Source organism: Streptomyces sp. NPDC059248, from assembly GCF_042753905.1.
Taxonomy (GTDB): Bacteria; Actinomycetota; Actinomycetes; order Streptomycetales; family Streptomycetaceae; genus Streptomyces.
Genome location: NZ_JBHYZV010000120.1, coordinates 1 through 16642 on the forward strand (window position 1 = coordinate 1; position 16642 = coordinate 16642).

Here is a 16642-nt window from a genome sequence, read left to right on the forward strand (position 1 = left end):
CCCCCGCGACACCGGAGTGTCGCGGGGGACGCGTCGCCCCCTCGGGGGCGGGTGGTTCAGAGGTTGACGCCGTGGCCGCGCAGATGGGCGACGGGGTCGATGTCGGAGCCGTAGCCCGGTCCGGTCCTGACCTCCAGGTGCAGATGCGGGCCGCTGGAGTTGCCGGTGGAGCCGGCGAGGCCGATCTGGTCGCCGCCGCCGACGGTCTGGCCCGCGGAGACGGAGAGGGAGGAGAGATGGGCGTACTGCGAGTAGGTGCCGTCCGTGTGCTGGATGACGACCTCGTTGCCGTACGCGCCCGCCCAGCCGGCGGAGACGACGGTGCCGGGGCCGATGGACTTGATGCTCGTCCCGGTGGGCACCGCGAAGTCGACACCGGTGTGGTAGCCGCTGGACCACATGGCACCGGAGGCGCGGTACGGGGTGGAGACCGCGCCGTCGACCGGGGCGGACCAGCCGCCGGCGGCCTCGGCGGGCGCGGGCTCGGCCGCGGCGGGCGAGGCGGGGGCCTCGGCGGCCGGGGCCGCCTTCTTCGCCGGGGCGGGCTCGGCGGCGGGCGCCGGGGCCTCGGCGCGGGCGGTGTCACGGGACGCGCGCTCGGCGCCCTCGCTCTTCGCCTGCGGCTTCTCACCCTGCGGCTTCTCACCCTGCGACGCGCCGCGGGCGTCGCCCGCGCCGTCGAGGGTGAGCTTCAGACCGGGGTGGATCAGGGACGGGTCGCCGCCGACCGCCTCGCGGTTGTCGGCGTACAGCTGCTGCCAGCCGCCCTCGACGGCGTGCTCGGACGCGATCTTGGACAGATGGTCACCGGCGACGACGACATACGTCGTGGCTCCGGCGGCCTTGTCGGCGGCGGCCGGGGCGGCGGGGGCGGACGCGGCGACGGCGGCCGGGGCGGGCCGCTCGGCGGCGTGCGCGCCGGTGGCTCCGATCAGGGGCAGGGCGATGGCCGCCCCGCCGGTACCGGCGGCGACGATGCCGCGTGCGATGGCCTTCGAACGGGGACGGCGGTGCTTACCCTGTGCGGGCATGGCGCGATTCCTCTCCGGCGCCTGCGAGGTGAGCTGTCGGGTTCGGGCTGGAGATGCCCGGCCGCGCCGTGAGGCGCGGCTTCACCCCGAGCCGTCCGGTCGCCCGGATCGGCGTACTACCTGGGTCCCCCGCTCCTGCCACGTGGTTCGGGTGAAGGAAAGTCCGGACGGCGGCAGGATTCGGCGGTCCGACCGGAGTGCGGCGACCGTAAACCGGCCAGAACGACAGGAACAAGCCAAGGGACACAGGGATGGCCGGGGTCGATCTTGCGGGCCCGCCGGGCGCGGTCACCCTCCGTGGAGGTCGCGGATCAACTCCCCGCCGCCGGGGGCGCCGACCCTCACCGCCCCCGCCACACAACGTCACGATTGTGATCCCGCTCATGACGGGCGACCATCTCCGCCTGAGGCAGGGCATGTTCGACTAAGGCCCTATTGGGCATTAATACGGACAGAACCCTACGATCCTCCGGTGACTCCGCGGCACTTTCCGCCCCGCCCGCGATCGTGTCCGACAAGATGATTGCCCGAGGAATCGATGTCGTATCGTCGGGTTCACGCCACCGTCGGCGACCGGGCCGGCGGCAGTGACGCCCCCAGGGAGCCCTCAGTGACGCAGCAGGTGCCGCAGGTTCCGTCCACCGAGCCCGAGCTGGCCGGGATCCGCAACTTCCGCGATGTCGGCGGACTGCCGGCCGCCGACGGTCGTACGGTGCGCTCCGGACGGCTCTACCGCAGCGGACATCTGGCCCATGCCACCGAGAGCGACACCGCGTTCCTCACCGGTCTCGGACTGCACACGATCTTCGACTTCCGCAACGCGGCCGATATCCGGCTCGAAGGTCCCGACGTGACCCTGCCGGGCGTACGGAACCTCAATCTGCCGCTGAGCGACCCGGCCGACGGCGCGGAGTTCTGGCAGGTGGTCAACCGCGGCGACCTGGCGCAGCTGCGGTCCATGCTGGCGGACGGCAAGGCGGCCGGCCGGATGGTGGACTCGTACCGGATGATCGTCGCCGGACGGACCGCCGAGCACGGCCGGGTGCTGCGCGCGCTCGCCGAGGACAGCGTCCCGGCCCTGATGCACTGCGCGGCGGGCAAGGACCGGGCCGGTCTGTCCGTGGCGGTGGCGCTGCTGGCGGTCGGGGTGGAGCGGGAGGCGATCGAGGCGGACTATCTGAAGTCCAACGATCCGCACCGCCGCTATCTGGTCCGGCGGGCCGACGACGCGCCCGCCGGGCTCACCGGCGAGGTCATGGAGCTGCTCAGCCCGCTGTTCGACGCGCGCTCGTCCTATCTGCACGCCGCTTTCGACACCATCGACGCGACCTGGGGCGGCACCGAGGGCTATCTGTCCCAGGGGCTCGGGCTGACCCCGGCGACCCGGGACCGGCTGCGGGAGCGCCTGCTCACGACGGCCTGAGCCGCGGTACGGGGCCGGGGGCGCGGCGGCCGGACCGTGCCCCGGCCGCGCGGAACCCCGGAAGAGGCCTGACGGACCCCGGAAGAGCCGCGCGGAACCCTGGAAGCGCCGTCTACTTCGCGCCGACCTCGAAGAGGAGATAGAGGAAGCCCGCGAAGACGTGTCCCGCGACGAGGTAGGCGAAGAGGCGGATCCAGATCCCCTTGGGGAACTTCCCCTCCTCGTTCTTCACCCGGGCGGGCTTGTCGCCCGCGGTGGGGTTCTCGACCATGACGGCCTCAGCTTTCTCCGGCCCGGGGGCCGGGTCTTTTCCCGGCGGAGCCGGGTGGGGTTCCCGCCCGGTCGCCGGGACCTGGCGGGGACTGCTCGGACGGGCGGTCGTCCGGGGCCGGGCGGCGGCGGGGCCGGGCCGGCGGCGGGGACCGTCAGAAGTGCGGATGGAAGATGTCGGGGCTCTGGAGCAGGGTGTGGACGAAGATCATCTCCGCCCCGTCCCGGGTCGCCGCGGTGATCCGGTGCGGGGTGAGGGAGTCGTAGTGCGCGCTGTCCCCGGGCCCCAGCTCGTGCACGGTGTCGCCGAGCGCGAGCCGTACCCGGCCGTCGAGCACGTACAGCCACTCCTCGCCCGGATGCTGGCGGACCAGCTCGCCCTGGGCGCCGTAGGGCACGATGAGACGGAGCGACTGCATGGCCCGGCCGGGGCTGCCGACCTGGTGGTACGTCCACCCGTCGGCCTGCGACGGCTCCCGGCTCCCGGCCCGGATGACCGGGTCGTGCTCGGGCGCGGACTCGCCGAGCAGCTCGGAGACTGTCGTACCGTAGATCCTGGCGAGACCCAGCAGCATCGGCAGCGACGGCTGGCGGCGTCCGGTCTCCAGTCGGGAGAGATGCGCGGGCGACAGTCCGGCGCGATGGGCGGCGGCCTCCAGCGTCAGTCCGCGGCGGCGGCGCAGATCGCGCAGCCTGGGAGCCACGTCGGGGAGCGCCTCCGGCGCGTCCGGCCCGCGGGGCGCCGTGGATCGGGGGTCCGGGGGGTGGCCCCCGGGAGGACTCTGCATAGGTCCATTGCGCCAGGAAAATGCCTCTGAGGCAAGTTTCTTGCCCCAGAGGCAAAAACTTCTCGATCGTACCGTCTCAGCGATGTGCCATGGCCTGCTTGACCAGGGTTTTCCCGAAGTCCCACAGCAGTCCGCCACCGTTGTGCGCCTCGTCCATGACCGCCGTGAAGGCGGTGACGAAGCGGTCGACCTCGGCCTCGCCGATGGTCAGCGGCGGGATCAGCTTGATCACTTCCAGATGGTCGCCGGAGACCTGGGTGAGGATCCGGTGCCGGTGGAGCAGCGGTACCACCACCATCTGGGCGAAGAGCCCCTTGCGGGCCGCCTGCAGCATGGTCCAGCGGGTCCGCAGGGCCAGTGACGAGGGGCGGCCGAACTCGATTCCGGTCATCAGCCCCCGGCCGCGTACCTCCGACAGGAACTCGTACCGGTCCACCAGCGCGTTCAGCCGGGCGCGCAGCAGATCGCCGGTGACCCGCGCCCGTGCCACCAGGTCCTCGTCCTCGACAACCGACAGGACGGCGAGCCCGGCGGCCATGGCCTGGGCGTTGGAGCCGAAGCTGGCGGAGTGCACCAGCACCCGGTCCATGGACGAGTAGACCTTCTGGAAGATCCAGTCCTTGCCGAGGGTGGCGCCGACGGGGACGTAACCGCCGGAGAGCGCCTTGGCGACACAGACGAGGTCCGGTTCGACGCCGGGCTCGTGCTGGTAGGCGTAGAAGTCGCCGGTACGGCCGAGGCCGGTCTGCACCTCGTCGGCGATCAGCAGCGCCTTGTGCCGGTGGAGGAGGTCCCCGGCCGCCGCCAGGTAGCCGGGCGGCGCCTCGTACACCCCCTTGCCCTGGATCGGCTCCACGACCAGGGCCGCCACATCGCCGCGCCGCAGCTCCCGCTCCAGCGCGCCGAGGTCGCCGAGGGCGACGGCGGTATCGGGGAGGAGGGGCGCGAAGCCGTCCCGGAAGCCGGCTTCGCCGTTGACGGAGAGGGAGCCGGTGGTCAGCCCGTGGAAGGCGTGGGCGCAGTAGATCACCCTGGGCCGGCCGGTGGCGTACCGGGCGAACTTCAGCGCCGTCTCCACGGCCTCCGTACCGCTGTTGGAGAAGAACACCCGGTCCAGATGGGGGCTGTACGCGAGCAGCCGCTCGGCCAGCAGTCCCGGCAGCGGCTGGCAGTCGAACCGGGTGAGGTCGGCCAGGTCCGCGTCGAGTACGTCGTGCAGGGCCTTGCGGACGACGGGGTGGTGGCGGCCGAGGCCCATCACACCGAAGCCCGCGAGCATATCGAGGTAGTCGTTGCCGTCCTCGTCCCAGAAGTAGGCGCCTTCGGCGCGCTCGTAGACCCGGTCGAAACCGATGGTGCGGAGCATCCGGGGCAGTTGGTGGTTGAGATGGCGGGTGTGCAGGTCGTACCGCTCGCCGCCGCGTTCGGCGAGCAGCCGGTTCAGGTCGAAGCCGCCATCCGGCGGCGGCTGGATCATGTTCCTCGGTTCTCCTTGACTGCCGGTGCGGCGCCGATGCGTCCGGCGACGGGGGGACGGGCCGACCGGCCGTCGGGCCCGTCGTCACCCCGTGCGCCGGGCCCCGGGCGGGGCCGGACGGTCGTGCGGCCGTACGGTCAGCCGCGGTTGCCCGAGACGGTCTCCCGGGCCGCCCTGAGCGACTCCTTGAGGGAGCCCATGGTGGCCAGGACGGCGGTCGGTTCGTAGCCGCAGTGCGCCATGCAGTTGGCGCACCGCGGGTCCTTGCCCCGTCCGTACTTCTCCCAGTCGGTCTCCTCCACCAGCTGGCGGTAGCTGGGGACGTAGCCGTCGCTCATCAGATAGCAGGGCCGCTGCCAGCCGAAGAGGGAGTAGTTGGGGATCGCCCAGGCGGTGCAGGGGAAGTCCGCCTTGCCTTCGAGGAAGTCGAGGAAGAGCGGGGAGTGGTTGAGCCGCCAGCGGGCGCGGTTGCCGCCGGAGAACGCCTTGCGGAACAGCTCCCTGGTCTGTTCGACGCCGAGGAAGTGCTCCTGGTCGGGTGCCTTCTCGTAGGCGTACGCCGGGGAGATCATCATCTCGTCGACCCGGAGGTCGTCATTGAGGTAGTTCAGCACCTCGATGATGGTCTGGGGGGTGTCCGTGTTGAAGAACGTGGAGTTGGTGGTGACCCGGAAGCCGCGCGCCTTGGCGTCCTTGATCGCCGCCACGGCCTCGTCGAACACCCCCTCCTTGGCCACGGACTCGTCATGGCGTTCGCGCAGTCCGTCGATGTGGACGGCGAAGGCGAAGTACCGGGAGGGGGTGAACTTCTCGATCTTCTTCCGCAGCAGCACGGCGTTGGTGCAGAGGAAGACGTACTTCCGCCGGGCCACCAGCTGCCGGACGATCTCGTCGATCTGCGGATGCATCAAGGGCTCGCCGCCCGCGATGGAGACCATCGGGGCGCCGGACTCCAGGACCGCTCCGACGGCCTGGGCGACCGGCATCCGCTGCTTGAGCACCCCGGCCGGGTGCTGGATCTTACCGCACCCCTCGCACTTCAGATTGCAGGCGTACAGCGGTTCCAACTCGACGATGAGGGGGAACTTCTCCCGTCGGCGGAGCTTCTGTTCGAAGAGATATGTTCCGACCCTGATGGACTGACGGAGCGGCATGGCCATCTGGCTCACCTCCTGGGGAGCGGCGAAGAACGGTGCCATTCATGAAAAGCGGGAAGCACGGCACGAAGAACACGGATGGCTGATATTCCACCGCGTACCGTGCCAATACGGACTAGTTCATGCTCCGGGGCGTCCACGACCACCCGGACGGCGGCAACCGGACGGGGCCCGGCCGCCAGCGCCCCGCGCAGGGTCGCCGCCGACTCCATGTCGACGGCGATCGCGCCCGTGGCCCGCAGCTCGGCCCGCTCGGGACCCCGTACGACATGGTCGGAGCCGGTCAGCGGGCCGGTGTGCACCCGGCGTCCGGGCAGCGCCCGGGAGACGGCGGCGGCCAGCAGCGCGGTATCCGTACAGGGCGTCACCGCCCCGCCGATCCGGGTCTCGTCGGCGATGACCAGATCCCCCGGGTGCATCCCGGGGGCGAGCCCGGCACAGAATCCGGACGCCACCACAGCGGCGTCCCGCAGCGGGCCGCCGGCCAGCGCGGCCCGTACCGCGCGCTCCGCGTTCACCGGACCCATCCGGGTACGCAGAACCTTCACCGGGCCCCTGGCACCGCTGTGGTCGCCCCCGCGCAGGGCCAGTCGCTCGATGCCGAGCGCGCAGGCGATCAGCAGCGGCGCCGCGGGGCCGTCGGGTACCGGTGTTCCGGCCATCAGCTCCCCTCGCCACCGCTCGCGGCCCCGGCCGTCACCGGCCGTTCGCGGGCGGCCTTGCGGCCGGGCACCGGTTCACCGTGCACATAGCGCCCCAGGGCCGTCAGCGGGAACACCTGGCGGTAGAGGTGGTAGTTGATCGAGAAGTCCCAGGGGAAGCCGGTACCGGTGAAGTACGGCTCGTCCCAGCCGCCGTCCTCCCGCTGGGTCTCGGCGAGCCAGCGCACCCCGCGCGCCACGGCGTCGCTCTCCCGCTCCCCCGCCGCCAGCAGCGCCAGCAGCGCCCAGGCGGTCTGGGACGCGGTCGACGTGCCCTTGCCGACCCAGTCGTCGCGGTCGTACGAACGCAAGTCCTCGCCCCAGCCGCCGTCCGGGTTCTGTACCGACCGCAGCCAGCCGACGGCCCGCCGGATCGCGGGATGGCCCGCCGGGATCCCGGCGGCGACCAGGGCGGGGACCACCGACCCGGTGCCGTAGAGGTGGTTGACGCCCCACCGGCCGAACCAGGCGCCGCCGGGCTCCTGATGGGAGAGCAGCCAGTCGATCCCGCGCCGGGCCCTGGGGTGGTCCGCCCGGCCCTCGTACGCCAGCATCTCCACCACATGGGCGGTGACGTCCGCCGACGGCGGGTCGATGACCTCCCCGAAGTCGCAGAACGGCAGCCGGTTGGGGAAGGCGCTGGTGTTGTCGGCGTCGAAGGCGCCCCACCCGCCGTCGCGGGACTGCATACCGAGGGTCCACCGCCCGGCGCGCGCCACCGCGGCGTCGACCCGGGCCGGGTCGGGGTGCCGGACCCGGCGCAGCGCCAGGATCACCTCGGCGGTGTCGTCGATGTCGGGGTACGTGTCGTTGTGGAACTCGAACGCCCAGCCGCCGGGCGCGAGGCCCGGCCTGCGGACCGTCCAGTCACCGGGCCGTACGACCTCCTCGGCGAGCATCCAGTCCGCCGCCCGCACCAGCGCCGGATGGTCGGGCGCCAGACCGGCGTCGGCGAGGGCGATCGCGGTGAGACAGGTGTCCCACACCGGGGACTGGCACGCCTCGATCATCCGGACCGGCGCCCCGGTCTCCGTGGCGTCCCAGACGGCGAACCGGTCGAGGGACTCCAGACCGGCCCGCATCACGGGATGGTCGAGGTCGTAGCCGAGCAGATGCAGGGCGATCAGGGAGTACACGGCGGGTGGCTGGATCCCGCCCCAGCAGCCGTCCTTCTCCTGGCGCTCCACGATCCACCGCGACGCCTCTTTGACCGCGGCCCGCCGCAGCGGCCGGGGGGCCACCTTGTGGTAGCGGTGCAGCATCCGGTCCGCGCGCTGGAAGAGCCCGTCCCAGGTGGTGGCGGGCGCGAGCGGCCGGGGCGGGTTGGGCTGCCGGGGGTCGGTGTGCAGCTCGTCCAGCGGGAACGGCGCGGGACGCACCGGGCGATGGGCCGATACGACGGTCAGTGGGACGATGGTCTGCCGGGCCCAGCAGCCGAAGTCGTAGATATTGAGCGGGAACCACTTCGGCAGGAAGACCAGCTCGGGCGGGACGACCGGCAGGTCCTCCCAGCGCCACCAGCCGAAGAGCGCCAGCCAGATCCGGGTGAAGACCCGGGCCGCCGCGATACCGCCCTGCTCCCGGATCCAGGCCGCGGCACGGGCCATATGGGGGTCATCGGGCAGATCACCGGCGAGGCGGAGGGCGACGTACGCCTCGATGGTGGTGGACAGCTCACCGGGTCCGCCGTAGAAGGTGGCCCAGGTGCCGTCGGCGCGCTGCTGGCCGCGGACGAAGCGGGCGGACGCCTCCGTGGTCGCCCGGTCCGCGATCCCGAGGAACTGCCGCAGCAGCAGATCCTCGGCGTCCATCGTCACATTGGTTTCGAGGTCGCCCTTCCACCAGCCCTCGGCGTCCTGCCGGGCCAGCAGATAGGCCACGGAACGGTCGACGGCCCGGTGGGCGAGGCCGGGTGGATCACCCGCGGAGTGCTCCTCCGCGGCGCTGCTCCCCACGCTCCCCGCGGCGCTCCCCGGGGCGAGGCCGTCCACCGGGGGAAGGCTGTCCGCCGGGGGGAGGGCCGTCGCTGTCTCACTGTCCGCGGTGGCGCGGGCCCGGGCGGGCCCGCCGCTTCCGTCGGTCGTCGCTGTCATGGCTTCCCCTTCGGTGCAGTGATTCTTCTGCGCTGTACTGGGGGTATGCCGTCGGCGGGTGAAAGGGTGCTCCGGTCACCTGCCGGCGACGGCGATGCGTATCGGCGTGTAGGTGATGGCGATCATCTCTTCCGTGGATGTTCCGTCATAGTTGTCCCGGGAGGCTTTGTCGAGGGTTTTGCCGTACAGATCCATATGGGTTGACCACATATCTCCCCCTCGTGCCACCGGGTGGCCGGGCCCGGTGGGCCCGTTCGGTCAGCGCTTGCGGACGACCACGAAGTCGGCGAGGGCGACGAGCTGTTCCCGGACCCGGCCGGGCATGTCGACGTCGTCCAGCGCCTCGACGGCGATCGTGTGCTGGCGGCGGGCCTCCTGGGAGGTCCACTCCCGGCCGCCGGCCTCCTCGATCAGGGCCGCGCGGGTGGCGAACTCCTCCTCCGAGAAGGAGTCGAAGTCGGAGCTCTTGGCGTCGGCCGCGAGCAGTTCACCGAGCCGCCGGGAGGCGGGGCCGCCCTCGGCGAGCGCCGCCACGACCGGCAGGGACTTCTTCCGCTGCCGCAGATCGCTCCAGGTCTGCTTGCCGGTGGAGACCGGGTCGCCCCAGATCCCGAGCACGTCGTCGACGGCCTGGAAGGCGAGGCCGAGGTGGTAGCCGTAGCGCTCCAGGATGTCGGCGGTAAGGTCGTCGGCACCACCGAGTACGGCCCCGATGGAGACGGCGCACGCCAGCAGCGCGCCGGTCTTGTTGCCCTCCATCTCCAGGCACTCCTCGACGCTGACGCTCTCGCGGTGCTCGTAGGAGATGTCCTGCGCCTGGCCGTCGATCAGCTTGCGGGTGGCGGTGGTCAGCCGCCGGGTGGCGCGGCCGGCCTCCACCGTGCCCAGCTCCAGCAGCACCTCGTTGGCGAGCGCGAAGAGGGCGTCGCCGACGAGGATGGCCTGGGCGGGGCCGTGGACCTTCCACACGGTGTCCCGGTGGCGGCGCTGCTCGTCGCCGTCCATCAGATCGTCGTGCAGGAGGGAGAAGTTGTGCACCAGCTCGACGGCGACCGCGCCGGGGACGCCCACCTCGGGCCGGGCGCCCGCCGCCTCGGCGGACAGCAGGGCCAGCGCCGGACGGACGGCCTTGCCGCCGTCCCCGTCGGCGGGCCGCCCCTCGGCGTCGATCCAGCCGAAGTGGTAGGCGGCGACGGTGTCCATGGGCGACACCAGTCGGCCGACGGCCGCCCGCAGCTCCGGCGCCGACATCTCCCGGCCGCGCTCCAGCAGTGCGGCGATGTCCACACCGTCACCGCCGGTACCGCCCGCGCCCGGCGCGCCGGGCGCGTGGTGTTCCGCCGGGTTCGCCGAGGGCACAGTCGGCACGGTCTCTCCCCTGATGTCTGTGGGTGGTGTCGGTTCGGTCGTCGCGGTGACGAGGCTCACGCCGTCTCCTTGAGCGGATGTTCGTGGGGGCGGCCGAGGCCGGTGAGGACGGCGCCCGCGGCGGTCAGCCCGCTGCGCACGGCGCCCTCCATGGTCGCGGGCCAGCCGGTGGCGGTCCACGCACCGGCCAGGAACAGGCCGGGCGCGCGGGTGCGGGTGCCGGGGCGCAGCCGTCCGACGCCCGGTGCGGGGGCGAAGGTGGCGGTGCGCTCGCGGGTGACGAAGAAGTCGCGGACCTCGGCGTCGCGGGCGAGCGGCAGCAGCCGGGCCAGCTCGGGCAGATAGCGGGCGCGCAGTTCGGCGACGGGCGCGTCGATCTCGTGCTGGGCGGCGGACTGGGACAGCGCGAGGTACTGCCCGCCGTCGGCCAGTCCCGACGCGTGGGTCCGGTCGAAGACCCACTGCACGGGGGAGCCCAGGGCGGCGAAGAACGGCCGGCGCAGCACCGGCCTGTCGTAGATCACATGGACGTTGAGGATCGGGGCGGTGCCGATGTCGAGCAGCCGGTCCGGGGCGTCGAGCGCGCCCTCGGGCAGCAGGGCGTGGGCCTCGCGCTGGGCGGTGGCGAGGACGACGGTGTCGGCGTCCAGCGTCTCCGTGTCGGTGGCGACCTGCCAGCGGCCCTCGCCTGCGCGGGTGACGGCCTTGACCCGGGTACCGGTCTCGGTCCGCACCCCGGCCGCGTCGAGCCGTTCACGGACGAGGGTGTCGTGGAGATGCCCGAGCGGCACGGTGGACCAGCCGATGTCGGCGGCGCCGGGCTCGGACAGCAGCCCGGTCTTGAAGACCATGGCGGCCAGACCGAGGGACGCGTCGGCGGCGCGGGCGTTGAGGGTGGCCACCCCGACCAGGTCCCACAGCGCCTCGACGGTACGCGGCGACTGTCCGTGGCGGGCGAGCCAGCCGGCGAAGTCGACACCGTCGAGCGCCGGGTCGGTGGGATCGAGGGCGCGCAGCGCGAGGGCGGCGCGCCCCACGGAGGCGCGTTCGGCGAGGGAGAGATGGGGGTACGTGGCGAGACTGGCGGCCAGATGGAGGGGTACGGGCAGCGCGGCGCGCCGCAGCCGTCCCAGCCGCTTTCCGGCGGGGCGCGCGACGTCCACGACGGGCACGTCCAGCCGGTCCTGTACGGGGGCGAGCCCCGTACCGCCGATCCGGTCGAGGAACCAGCGGTAGGCGGTGCAGCAGCGGAGGTACACATGCTGGCCGTTGTCGACGGTCAGCTCCCCGCGCTGGAAGGAGAACGCCAGCCCGCCCAGGCGCGGACGCCCTTCGAGCAGGGTGACGCGCAGCCCCGCGTCGGCGAGCCGCAGCGCCGCGGTGGCCCCGGCGAGCCCCCCGCCGACGACGACGGCGTGCGCCGGTCCGGTCCGGATCCCGTGGTCGCTCATACGACCTCCCCTCGGGTCGTCGAGCACTGTGACGCACTACCGGCACGCACGGTTGCGCGGGGTACGCCCCGGGGCGCGCGGGCCGCGGTCCACGTCCGGGCCCGGTGCCCGGCCCCGTACCCCCGGGCGAACGGGGTGCCCTCGCCCGCCGCGCGGGCCGTCCCGGCGGGCGCGGTGTGCCCGGTACGGTCAGACCCCCGCGGGCACGGGGACGACGGTACGCGCCGTGCGAAGACCACCGACTCCGGCGGAACGCCCCCGCCGGTGCGGTGCCGACGAGGGGCTACGGAACTACTGCCTCCGACACGGCGGCACATCCCCGCGGGCGCGGGGACGACCCATCTCGGCGCGGATTGGCTGGCCTTCGCTCGGCACATCCCCGCGGGCGCGGGGACGACGCCGAGACACCCGACAATCCGCGCGTCCGCCCACGGAACACCCCCGCCGGCGCGGGGCGCCGGGAGTGCGAAGGGCGCGGGAGGGCGGAGACGGGAGCGCGTCCCGGGGCGCGGGGAGGTTGTCCCAGGCCATGCCGGAGGCGTGCGGTGGGGGTGCGGGGGCGGCATCAGGTGCGTCCCCTCGGGGCCTGGCGGCCGATGTGGCGGGTGTCGATGCCGGAGAGGCCGCGGACCGCGACGTACGCCTTCTCGCGGCCGGGGAGGGAGACCCGGCCGCGCAGGACCGCCTCGGGGTCGCGTTCGATCCGGTCCAGCAGGCGGCGGTAGATGCCGGCCATCGCGGCGACGCAGGCGCCGCTGCGGCGGTCGAGCATCGGCAGCAGCCGGTAGCCCTCGGCGAAGAGGGCGCGGGCGCGCCGTACTTCGAAGTGGACCAGGCCGGTGAAGTCCGCGCCGGGCGCGGGCGCGGCCGCGTGGAAGCCCGCGGAGCAGCCGAACTTGGCGAGGTCGTCGGCGGGCAGGTAGATCCGCCCGTTGGCGGCGTCCTCGCGAACGTCCCGCAGGATGTTGGTGAGTTGCAGGGCGAGCCCCAGGGTGTCGGCGTACTCGGCGGCGCGTTCGGTGCCGCGCGCGCCGGGCTGGGTGCCGAAGACACCGAGCGACAGCCGCCCGATGGCACCGGCGACACAGCGGCAGTACGTCCGCAGATCGTCCCAGGTCTCGTAGGTCCGGCCGCGGACGTCCATCAGGACGCCGTCGATCAGTTCGTCGAGGGCGTCCAGCGGGATCGGGAAGCGCCGGGACGCGTCCGCCAGGGCGACGGCCACCGGGTCGGTGTCGTCGTCGGCCACCGCGCCGCGCCGGACGCGGTCGAGCACCGCCCGGGTGCTCTCCAGCCGTTCCCGCTTCTCGTCGGCCCCCAGCGGCCCGTCGCCGATGTCGTCGACCCGCCGGGAGAACGCGTACAGCGCCGACATGGCCTGCCGCTTGTCGGTCGGCAGGAGCCTGATGCCGTAGGCGAAGTTGCGCGCCTGTGCTCCCGTGACCGCCTCGCAGTAGCTGTACGCGGCCCGCACCGCCGCCGACACGCCGGTCGGTCCTTCCATCGTCCGGCTCACCCCTCTCCTCGCGCTCGATGCAACACGGCCCCCACGGAGCGCAGCAACCGCGGCTTCGCGGGCTTGGGCGGTCCGGGCAGTACGTCGAATCCGGCGGCGGCGATCGCGTCCACGGCGGCGAGTCCGCCGCCGACGAAACCGGCGAGCAGCAGCCTCAGCCTGCCGTGCACGCCGCCGACCAGCGGAATGCCCTCCTCCAGCAGCCGCCGGGCCCGGTCGGCCTGGTAGGCGACGAGACTGCGGACGGACGCCGTCGCGGTCGGGGCCGCCAGATCGGCCTCCGTGACATGGAAGCGGCGCATGTCGTCGGCGGGCAGATAGATCCGGTCACGGCCGAGGTCCTCACGGACGTCCTGGAGGTGCTCGACGATCTGGAGGCCGGTGCAGACGGCGTCGGAGCGGCGCAGCCGCTCGGGCGTCAGGGTGCCGCTGACCTGGAGGACGAGATTCCCCACGGGGTTCGCGGACAGCTCGCAGTAGTCGGCGAGCGCCTGGTAGTCGGCGTACCTGCCGACCGTCTGGTCCTGCCGGTTCGCGGCGATCAGACCGAGGAAGGGCTCGGGGGTCAGGGTGTGGCGGCGGACCACGGGCACCAGGGCGCGCAGCAGCGGATGGCGGGGCGGTCCGGCCTCCGGGTCCGCGTCAGCATCGGCATCCGGGGCGGCGCCGGGCTCGGCGGCCGCGTCGGCGGAGCCGTCGGGCAGCGGCCGGCCCGCGGCGGCGAAGGCGCGCCGCAGATCGGTCTCGAAGGCGTCGAGGACCGCGATCCGGTCGCCCCGGGCCTCCGGCGCGACCCCGAGGGCGCGCAGATCGGCGCCGCCCGGGTCGAGGTCGCCGTCGCCGATGTCGTCGACCAGCCGGGCGTACCCGTAGAGCGCCATCAGGTCGTCACGCCAGGCGGCGGGCAGGAAGAAGGGGGCCACGGGGAAGTTCTCGGAGCCGGCCTTGTCGAGGGTGGTGCGGGTGACGCGGGCCGGGTCCGCCGGACGGGGCACGCGGTGTCGCGGGCGGCCGGTCATACGGAACTGCCCGGTACGGGGACGGCGGAAGCATCACGGAGTCGGAGATTGTCGATCATTGCCGTCACATCCCCCGTTCTACACTGCTGATCCAATCCATCCTATTTCGGACACGCCGCCGGGATTCTCTCCCACGCGGTGACCGCCCTCCCGAGGGGACGCCGGGGACGGATCGCCCCACTTGCCGTGATTCGGCACCGGTCCAGCTTACGTCGTACAAGACCGGGCGCGACGCCCGGGCCCCATGGTCACTGCCATCACACCGCACCGGTGGTCAACCATCCTTCCAGCAACACGTATTGGGAACCGGTCCGGCCGTGGACGGCCGGACCGGGGCATCGCACCGCCCCGGCGCGCCCGAGGCGGGCGCACACCCCCGGGGCCCCGACGACACAGACGCGAGAAGGCCCCCGTCCGGATGTCACCGCGGGGGCCTCGGCGGGCCTGCGCGCGGACCGGACACCGGGTCCGGCCGCGGGGCGCGAGCTACTTCTCCGTCTCGGCCTCGTACGCCGCCAGTACCTGCTCGGTGGGGCCGTCCATCATCAGGACGCCCCGCTCCAGCCACAGCACCCGGTCGCAGGTGTCGCGGACGGAGCCCAGGCCGTGCGAGACCAGGAAGACCGTACCGGCCTGCTCCCGCAGCTCGCGGATCCGCGCCTCGGAGCGGAGCTGGAACCGGCGGTCGCCGGTGGCCAGCGCCTCGTCGATCATCAGTACGTCATGGGTCTTGGCGGCGGCGATGGAGAACCGCAGCCGCGCACCCATCCCCGAGGAATAGGTGCGCATCGGGAGGCTGATGAAGTCGCCCTTCTCGTTGATCCCGGAGAAGTCGACGATGTCCTGGTAGCGCTCCCGGACCTGCCCCTGGGACATGCCCATCGCCAGGCCGCCGAGCACCACGTTGCGCTCTCCCGTGAGATCGCTCATCAGGGCCGCGTTCACCCCGAGCAGTGACGGCTGGCCGTCCGTGTAGACCCGGCCCCGCTCGGTCGGCAGCAGCCCGGCGATCGCCCGCAGCAGGGTCGACTTGCCGGAGCCGTTGGAGCCGATCAGACCGATCGCCTCACCGCGGTAGGCGGTGAAGCTGACCCCGCGGACGGCGTGCACCGTACGCACCCCGCGCACGGCGTCGTCGCCCCGGTCGCGGCGGAGCATGCGGTTCAGGGCGGCGGTGGCGCCGCCCCGGCCGCCGGCGCCGCCGCTGACCCGGTAGACGATGTGCACATCGTCGGCGATGACGGTGGGCACGCGTCCGCAGGCGGCGTCAGCCACGGCCGTAGCGCTCCTCGGCCTTCCAGAAGTAGACGAACCCGGCGACACCGAAGAGCACCGCCCAGCCGAGGGCGAACGCCCAGATGTGCGGCGGCAGGTACTGGGAGCCGTAGTCCTCGATCAGCGCGAAGCGGATCAGGTCCATGTAGACCGCGGCCGGGTTCCACTGGAGCACCTCGGCGATCCAGGCGGGCTTGTCCTCCAGCATCACCGGGATGGAGAACATCACACCGGAGGCGTACATCCAGGTCCGCATGACGAACGGCATCAGCTGCGCCAGGTCGGGGGTCTTCGCGCCGGCCCTGGCCATCATCAGCGCCAGACCGGTGTTGAAGAAGAACTGGAGCACGAGCGCGGGAATGATCAGCAGCCACGCCGGGGACGGGTAGCTGCCGAACGCCACCGCGACGAGCGCCAGCACGATCATGGAGACCAGCAGCTGCTGGAGCTGCTGGAGGGCGAGGGAGATGGGGAGGGAGGCCCGGGGGAAGTGCAGCGCCCGCACCAGGCCGATATTGCCGGAGATCGACCGGACGCCCGCCATCACCGAGCTCTGGGTGAAGGTGAAGACGAAGAGGCCCGTCACCAGGAAGGGGATGAAGACCTCGTCGGTCATGCCCCGGCCGGAGTCCAGGATGAGCCCGAAGATCAGGTAGTACACGACGGCGTTCAGCAGCGGCGTCACCACCTGCCACAGCTGCCCCAGCTTCGCCTGGCTGTACTGCGCGGTCAGCTTGGCCTGGGCGAACGCCATGATGAAGTGGCGCCGGCCCCACAGCTGCCGGATGTACTGGAAGAGGCTCGGCCGCGCGCCGCTGACCGAGAGACCGTACTTGGCGGCGAGCTGCGCCGAGGACAGTCCGTCGTCGACGGACGTACGACCGGTCGCCGTCGCGCCGTCGGGGGTTGTGTCACTCACGAGGGGAACTCTCTCTTCGAGGTGCGGCAGGTGGGGCGCGGCCACGGGGGCGGCCGGGAGCGTCCGGCGCGCCCGGGATCCTCCGGGGCCCCAGCTTGTCAGATCGGTGCCGGTCGGGACGCGCACCAGAGCGGCGCCGAGACGCTCGCCCTGC

The 16642-nt window shown here is 72.8% G+C and carries 14 protein-coding genes and 1 riboswitch; of the genes, 1 reads left to right on the top strand and 13 read right to left on the bottom strand.

Features of this window, described 5'->3' with window-relative positions:
• Positions 1 to 56 precede the first annotated feature (56 nt).
• On the bottom strand, positions 57 to 1031 hold the full coding sequence (locus tag ACFXG1_RS31275) for a peptidoglycan DD-metalloendopeptidase family protein (protein WP_384745565.1): 975 nt from the start codon (positions 1029 to 1031) through the stop codon (positions 57 to 59).
• Positions 1032 to 1036: 5 nt separating this feature from the next.
• Positions 1037 to 1195, bottom strand: a riboswitch (cyclic di-AMP (ydaO/yuaA leader).
• A gap of 446 nt (positions 1196 to 1641) precedes the next feature.
• Between ACFXG1_RS31275 and ACFXG1_RS31280 the strand changes: the two genes are divergently transcribed.
• Positions 1642 to 2454, top strand: coding sequence for a tyrosine-protein phosphatase (locus ACFXG1_RS31280; protein WP_384723250.1), 813 nt, complete (start codon positions 1642 to 1644; stop codon positions 2452 to 2454).
• Positions 2455 to 2566: 112 nt separating this feature from the next.
• Here the strand turns inward: ACFXG1_RS31280 and ACFXG1_RS31285 are convergent, their stop codons facing one another.
• From ACFXG1_RS31285 to ACFXG1_RS31340, 12 genes are all read right to left on the bottom strand, one after another.
• A complete protein-coding gene (locus ACFXG1_RS31285; protein ID WP_384745568.1) occupies positions 2567 to 2725 on the bottom strand; it encodes a DUF6126 family protein in 159 nt (52 codons plus the stop codon).
• Between the two features lie 154 nt (positions 2726 to 2879).
• A complete protein-coding gene (locus tag ACFXG1_RS31290) occupies positions 2880 to 3512 on the bottom strand; it encodes an XRE family transcriptional regulator (RefSeq protein WP_384719531.1) in 633 nt (210 codons plus the stop codon).
• 76 nt (positions 3513 to 3588) lie between these two features.
• Positions 3589 to 4989, bottom strand: coding sequence for an aspartate aminotransferase family protein (locus ACFXG1_RS31295; RefSeq protein ID WP_384745570.1), 1401 nt, complete (start codon positions 4987 to 4989; stop codon positions 3589 to 3591).
• A 137-nt stretch (positions 4990 to 5126) separates the two neighbouring features.
• Positions 5127 to 6149, bottom strand: coding sequence for an adenosyl-hopene transferase HpnH (gene hpnH, locus ACFXG1_RS31300; protein WP_384719535.1), 1023 nt, complete (start codon positions 6147 to 6149; stop codon positions 5127 to 5129).
• A 5-nt stretch (positions 6150 to 6154) separates the two neighbouring features.
• Positions 6155 to 6808 carry a 1-hydroxy-2-methyl-2-butenyl 4-diphosphate reductase gene (locus ACFXG1_RS31305; protein ID WP_384745572.1) on the bottom strand — a complete coding sequence of 218 codons (654 nt, stop codon included), beginning with the start codon at positions 6806 to 6808 and terminating at the stop codon, positions 6155 to 6157.
• Complete coding sequence (gene shc / locus ACFXG1_RS31310) at positions 6808 to 8940, bottom strand: squalene--hopene cyclase (protein ID WP_384745574.1); 2133 nt, start codon at positions 8938 to 8940, stop codon at positions 6808 to 6810. Before shc ends, ACFXG1_RS31305 begins: the two co-directional genes overlap by 1 nt.
• Before the next feature lie 258 nt (positions 8941 to 9198).
• Positions 9199 to 10299 (bottom strand): polyprenyl synthetase family protein, encoded by a 1101-nt coding sequence (locus ACFXG1_RS31315; protein WP_384745578.1) that lies wholly within the window; start codon positions 10297 to 10299, stop codon positions 9199 to 9201.
• 65 nt (positions 10300 to 10364) lie between these two features.
• A complete protein-coding gene (gene hpnE, locus ACFXG1_RS31320) occupies positions 10365 to 11759 on the bottom strand; it encodes a hydroxysqualene dehydroxylase HpnE (protein ID WP_384723367.1) in 1395 nt (464 codons plus the stop codon).
• A gap of 565 nt (positions 11760 to 12324) precedes the next feature.
• Positions 12325 to 13263 (bottom strand): presqualene diphosphate synthase HpnD, encoded by a 939-nt coding sequence (hpnD, locus tag ACFXG1_RS31325; RefSeq protein WP_384745581.1) that lies wholly within the window; start codon positions 13261 to 13263, stop codon positions 12325 to 12327.
• Positions 13264 to 13271: 8 nt separating this feature from the next.
• Positions 13272 to 14294 carry a squalene synthase HpnC gene (gene hpnC, locus ACFXG1_RS31330; RefSeq protein WP_384745576.1) on the bottom strand — a complete coding sequence of 341 codons (1023 nt, stop codon included), beginning with the start codon at positions 14292 to 14294 and terminating at the stop codon, positions 13272 to 13274.
• A gap of 486 nt (positions 14295 to 14780) precedes the next feature.
• On the bottom strand, positions 14781 to 15569 hold the full coding sequence (locus ACFXG1_RS31335; RefSeq protein ID WP_384723361.1) for an ABC transporter ATP-binding protein: 789 nt from the start codon (positions 15567 to 15569) through the stop codon (positions 14781 to 14783).
• A complete protein-coding gene (locus tag ACFXG1_RS31340) occupies positions 15562 to 16488 on the bottom strand; it encodes an ABC transporter permease (protein WP_384723364.1) in 927 nt (308 codons plus the stop codon). The genes ACFXG1_RS31335 and ACFXG1_RS31340 overlap by 8 nt, the downstream gene beginning before the upstream one ends.
• Positions 16489 to 16642 lie beyond the last annotated feature (154 nt).

Bases quoted from the DNA above. Each gene is read 5' to 3' on its own strand.
- ACFXG1_RS31275 (WP_384745565.1), bottom strand. From the start codon at position 1,031: ATGCCCGCACAGGGTAAGCACCGCCGTCCCCGTTCGAAGGCCATCGCA.
- ACFXG1_RS31285 (WP_384745568.1), bottom strand. From the start codon at position 2,725: ATGGTCGAGAACCCCACCGCGGGCGACAAGCCCGCCCGGGTGAAGAAC.
- ACFXG1_RS31290 (WP_384719531.1), bottom strand. From the start codon at position 3,512: ATGCAGAGTCCTCCCGGGGGCCACCCCCCGGACCCCCGATCCACGGCG.
- ACFXG1_RS31295 (WP_384745570.1), bottom strand. From the start codon at position 4,989: ATGATCCAGCCGCCGCCGGATGGCGGCTTCGACCTGAACCGGCTGCTC.
- hpnH (WP_384719535.1), bottom strand. From the start codon at position 6,149: ATGGCCATGCCGCTCCGTCAGTCCATCAGGGTCGGAACATATCTCTTC.
- ACFXG1_RS31305 (WP_384745572.1), bottom strand. From the start codon at position 6,808: ATGGCCGGAACACCGGTACCCGACGGCCCCGCGGCGCCGCTGCTGATC.
- shc (WP_384745574.1), bottom strand. From the start codon at position 8,940: ATGACAGCGACGACCGACGGAAGCGGCGGGCCCGCCCGGGCCCGCGCC.
- hpnE (WP_384723367.1), bottom strand. From the start codon at position 11,759: ATGAGCGACCACGGGATCCGGACCGGACCGGCGCACGCCGTCGTCGTC.
- hpnD (WP_384745581.1), bottom strand. From the start codon at position 13,263: ATGGAAGGACCGACCGGCGTGTCGGCGGCGGTGCGGGCCGCGTACAGC.
- hpnC (WP_384745576.1), bottom strand. From the start codon at position 14,294: ATGACCGGCCGCCCGCGACACCGCGTGCCCCGTCCGGCGGACCCGGCC.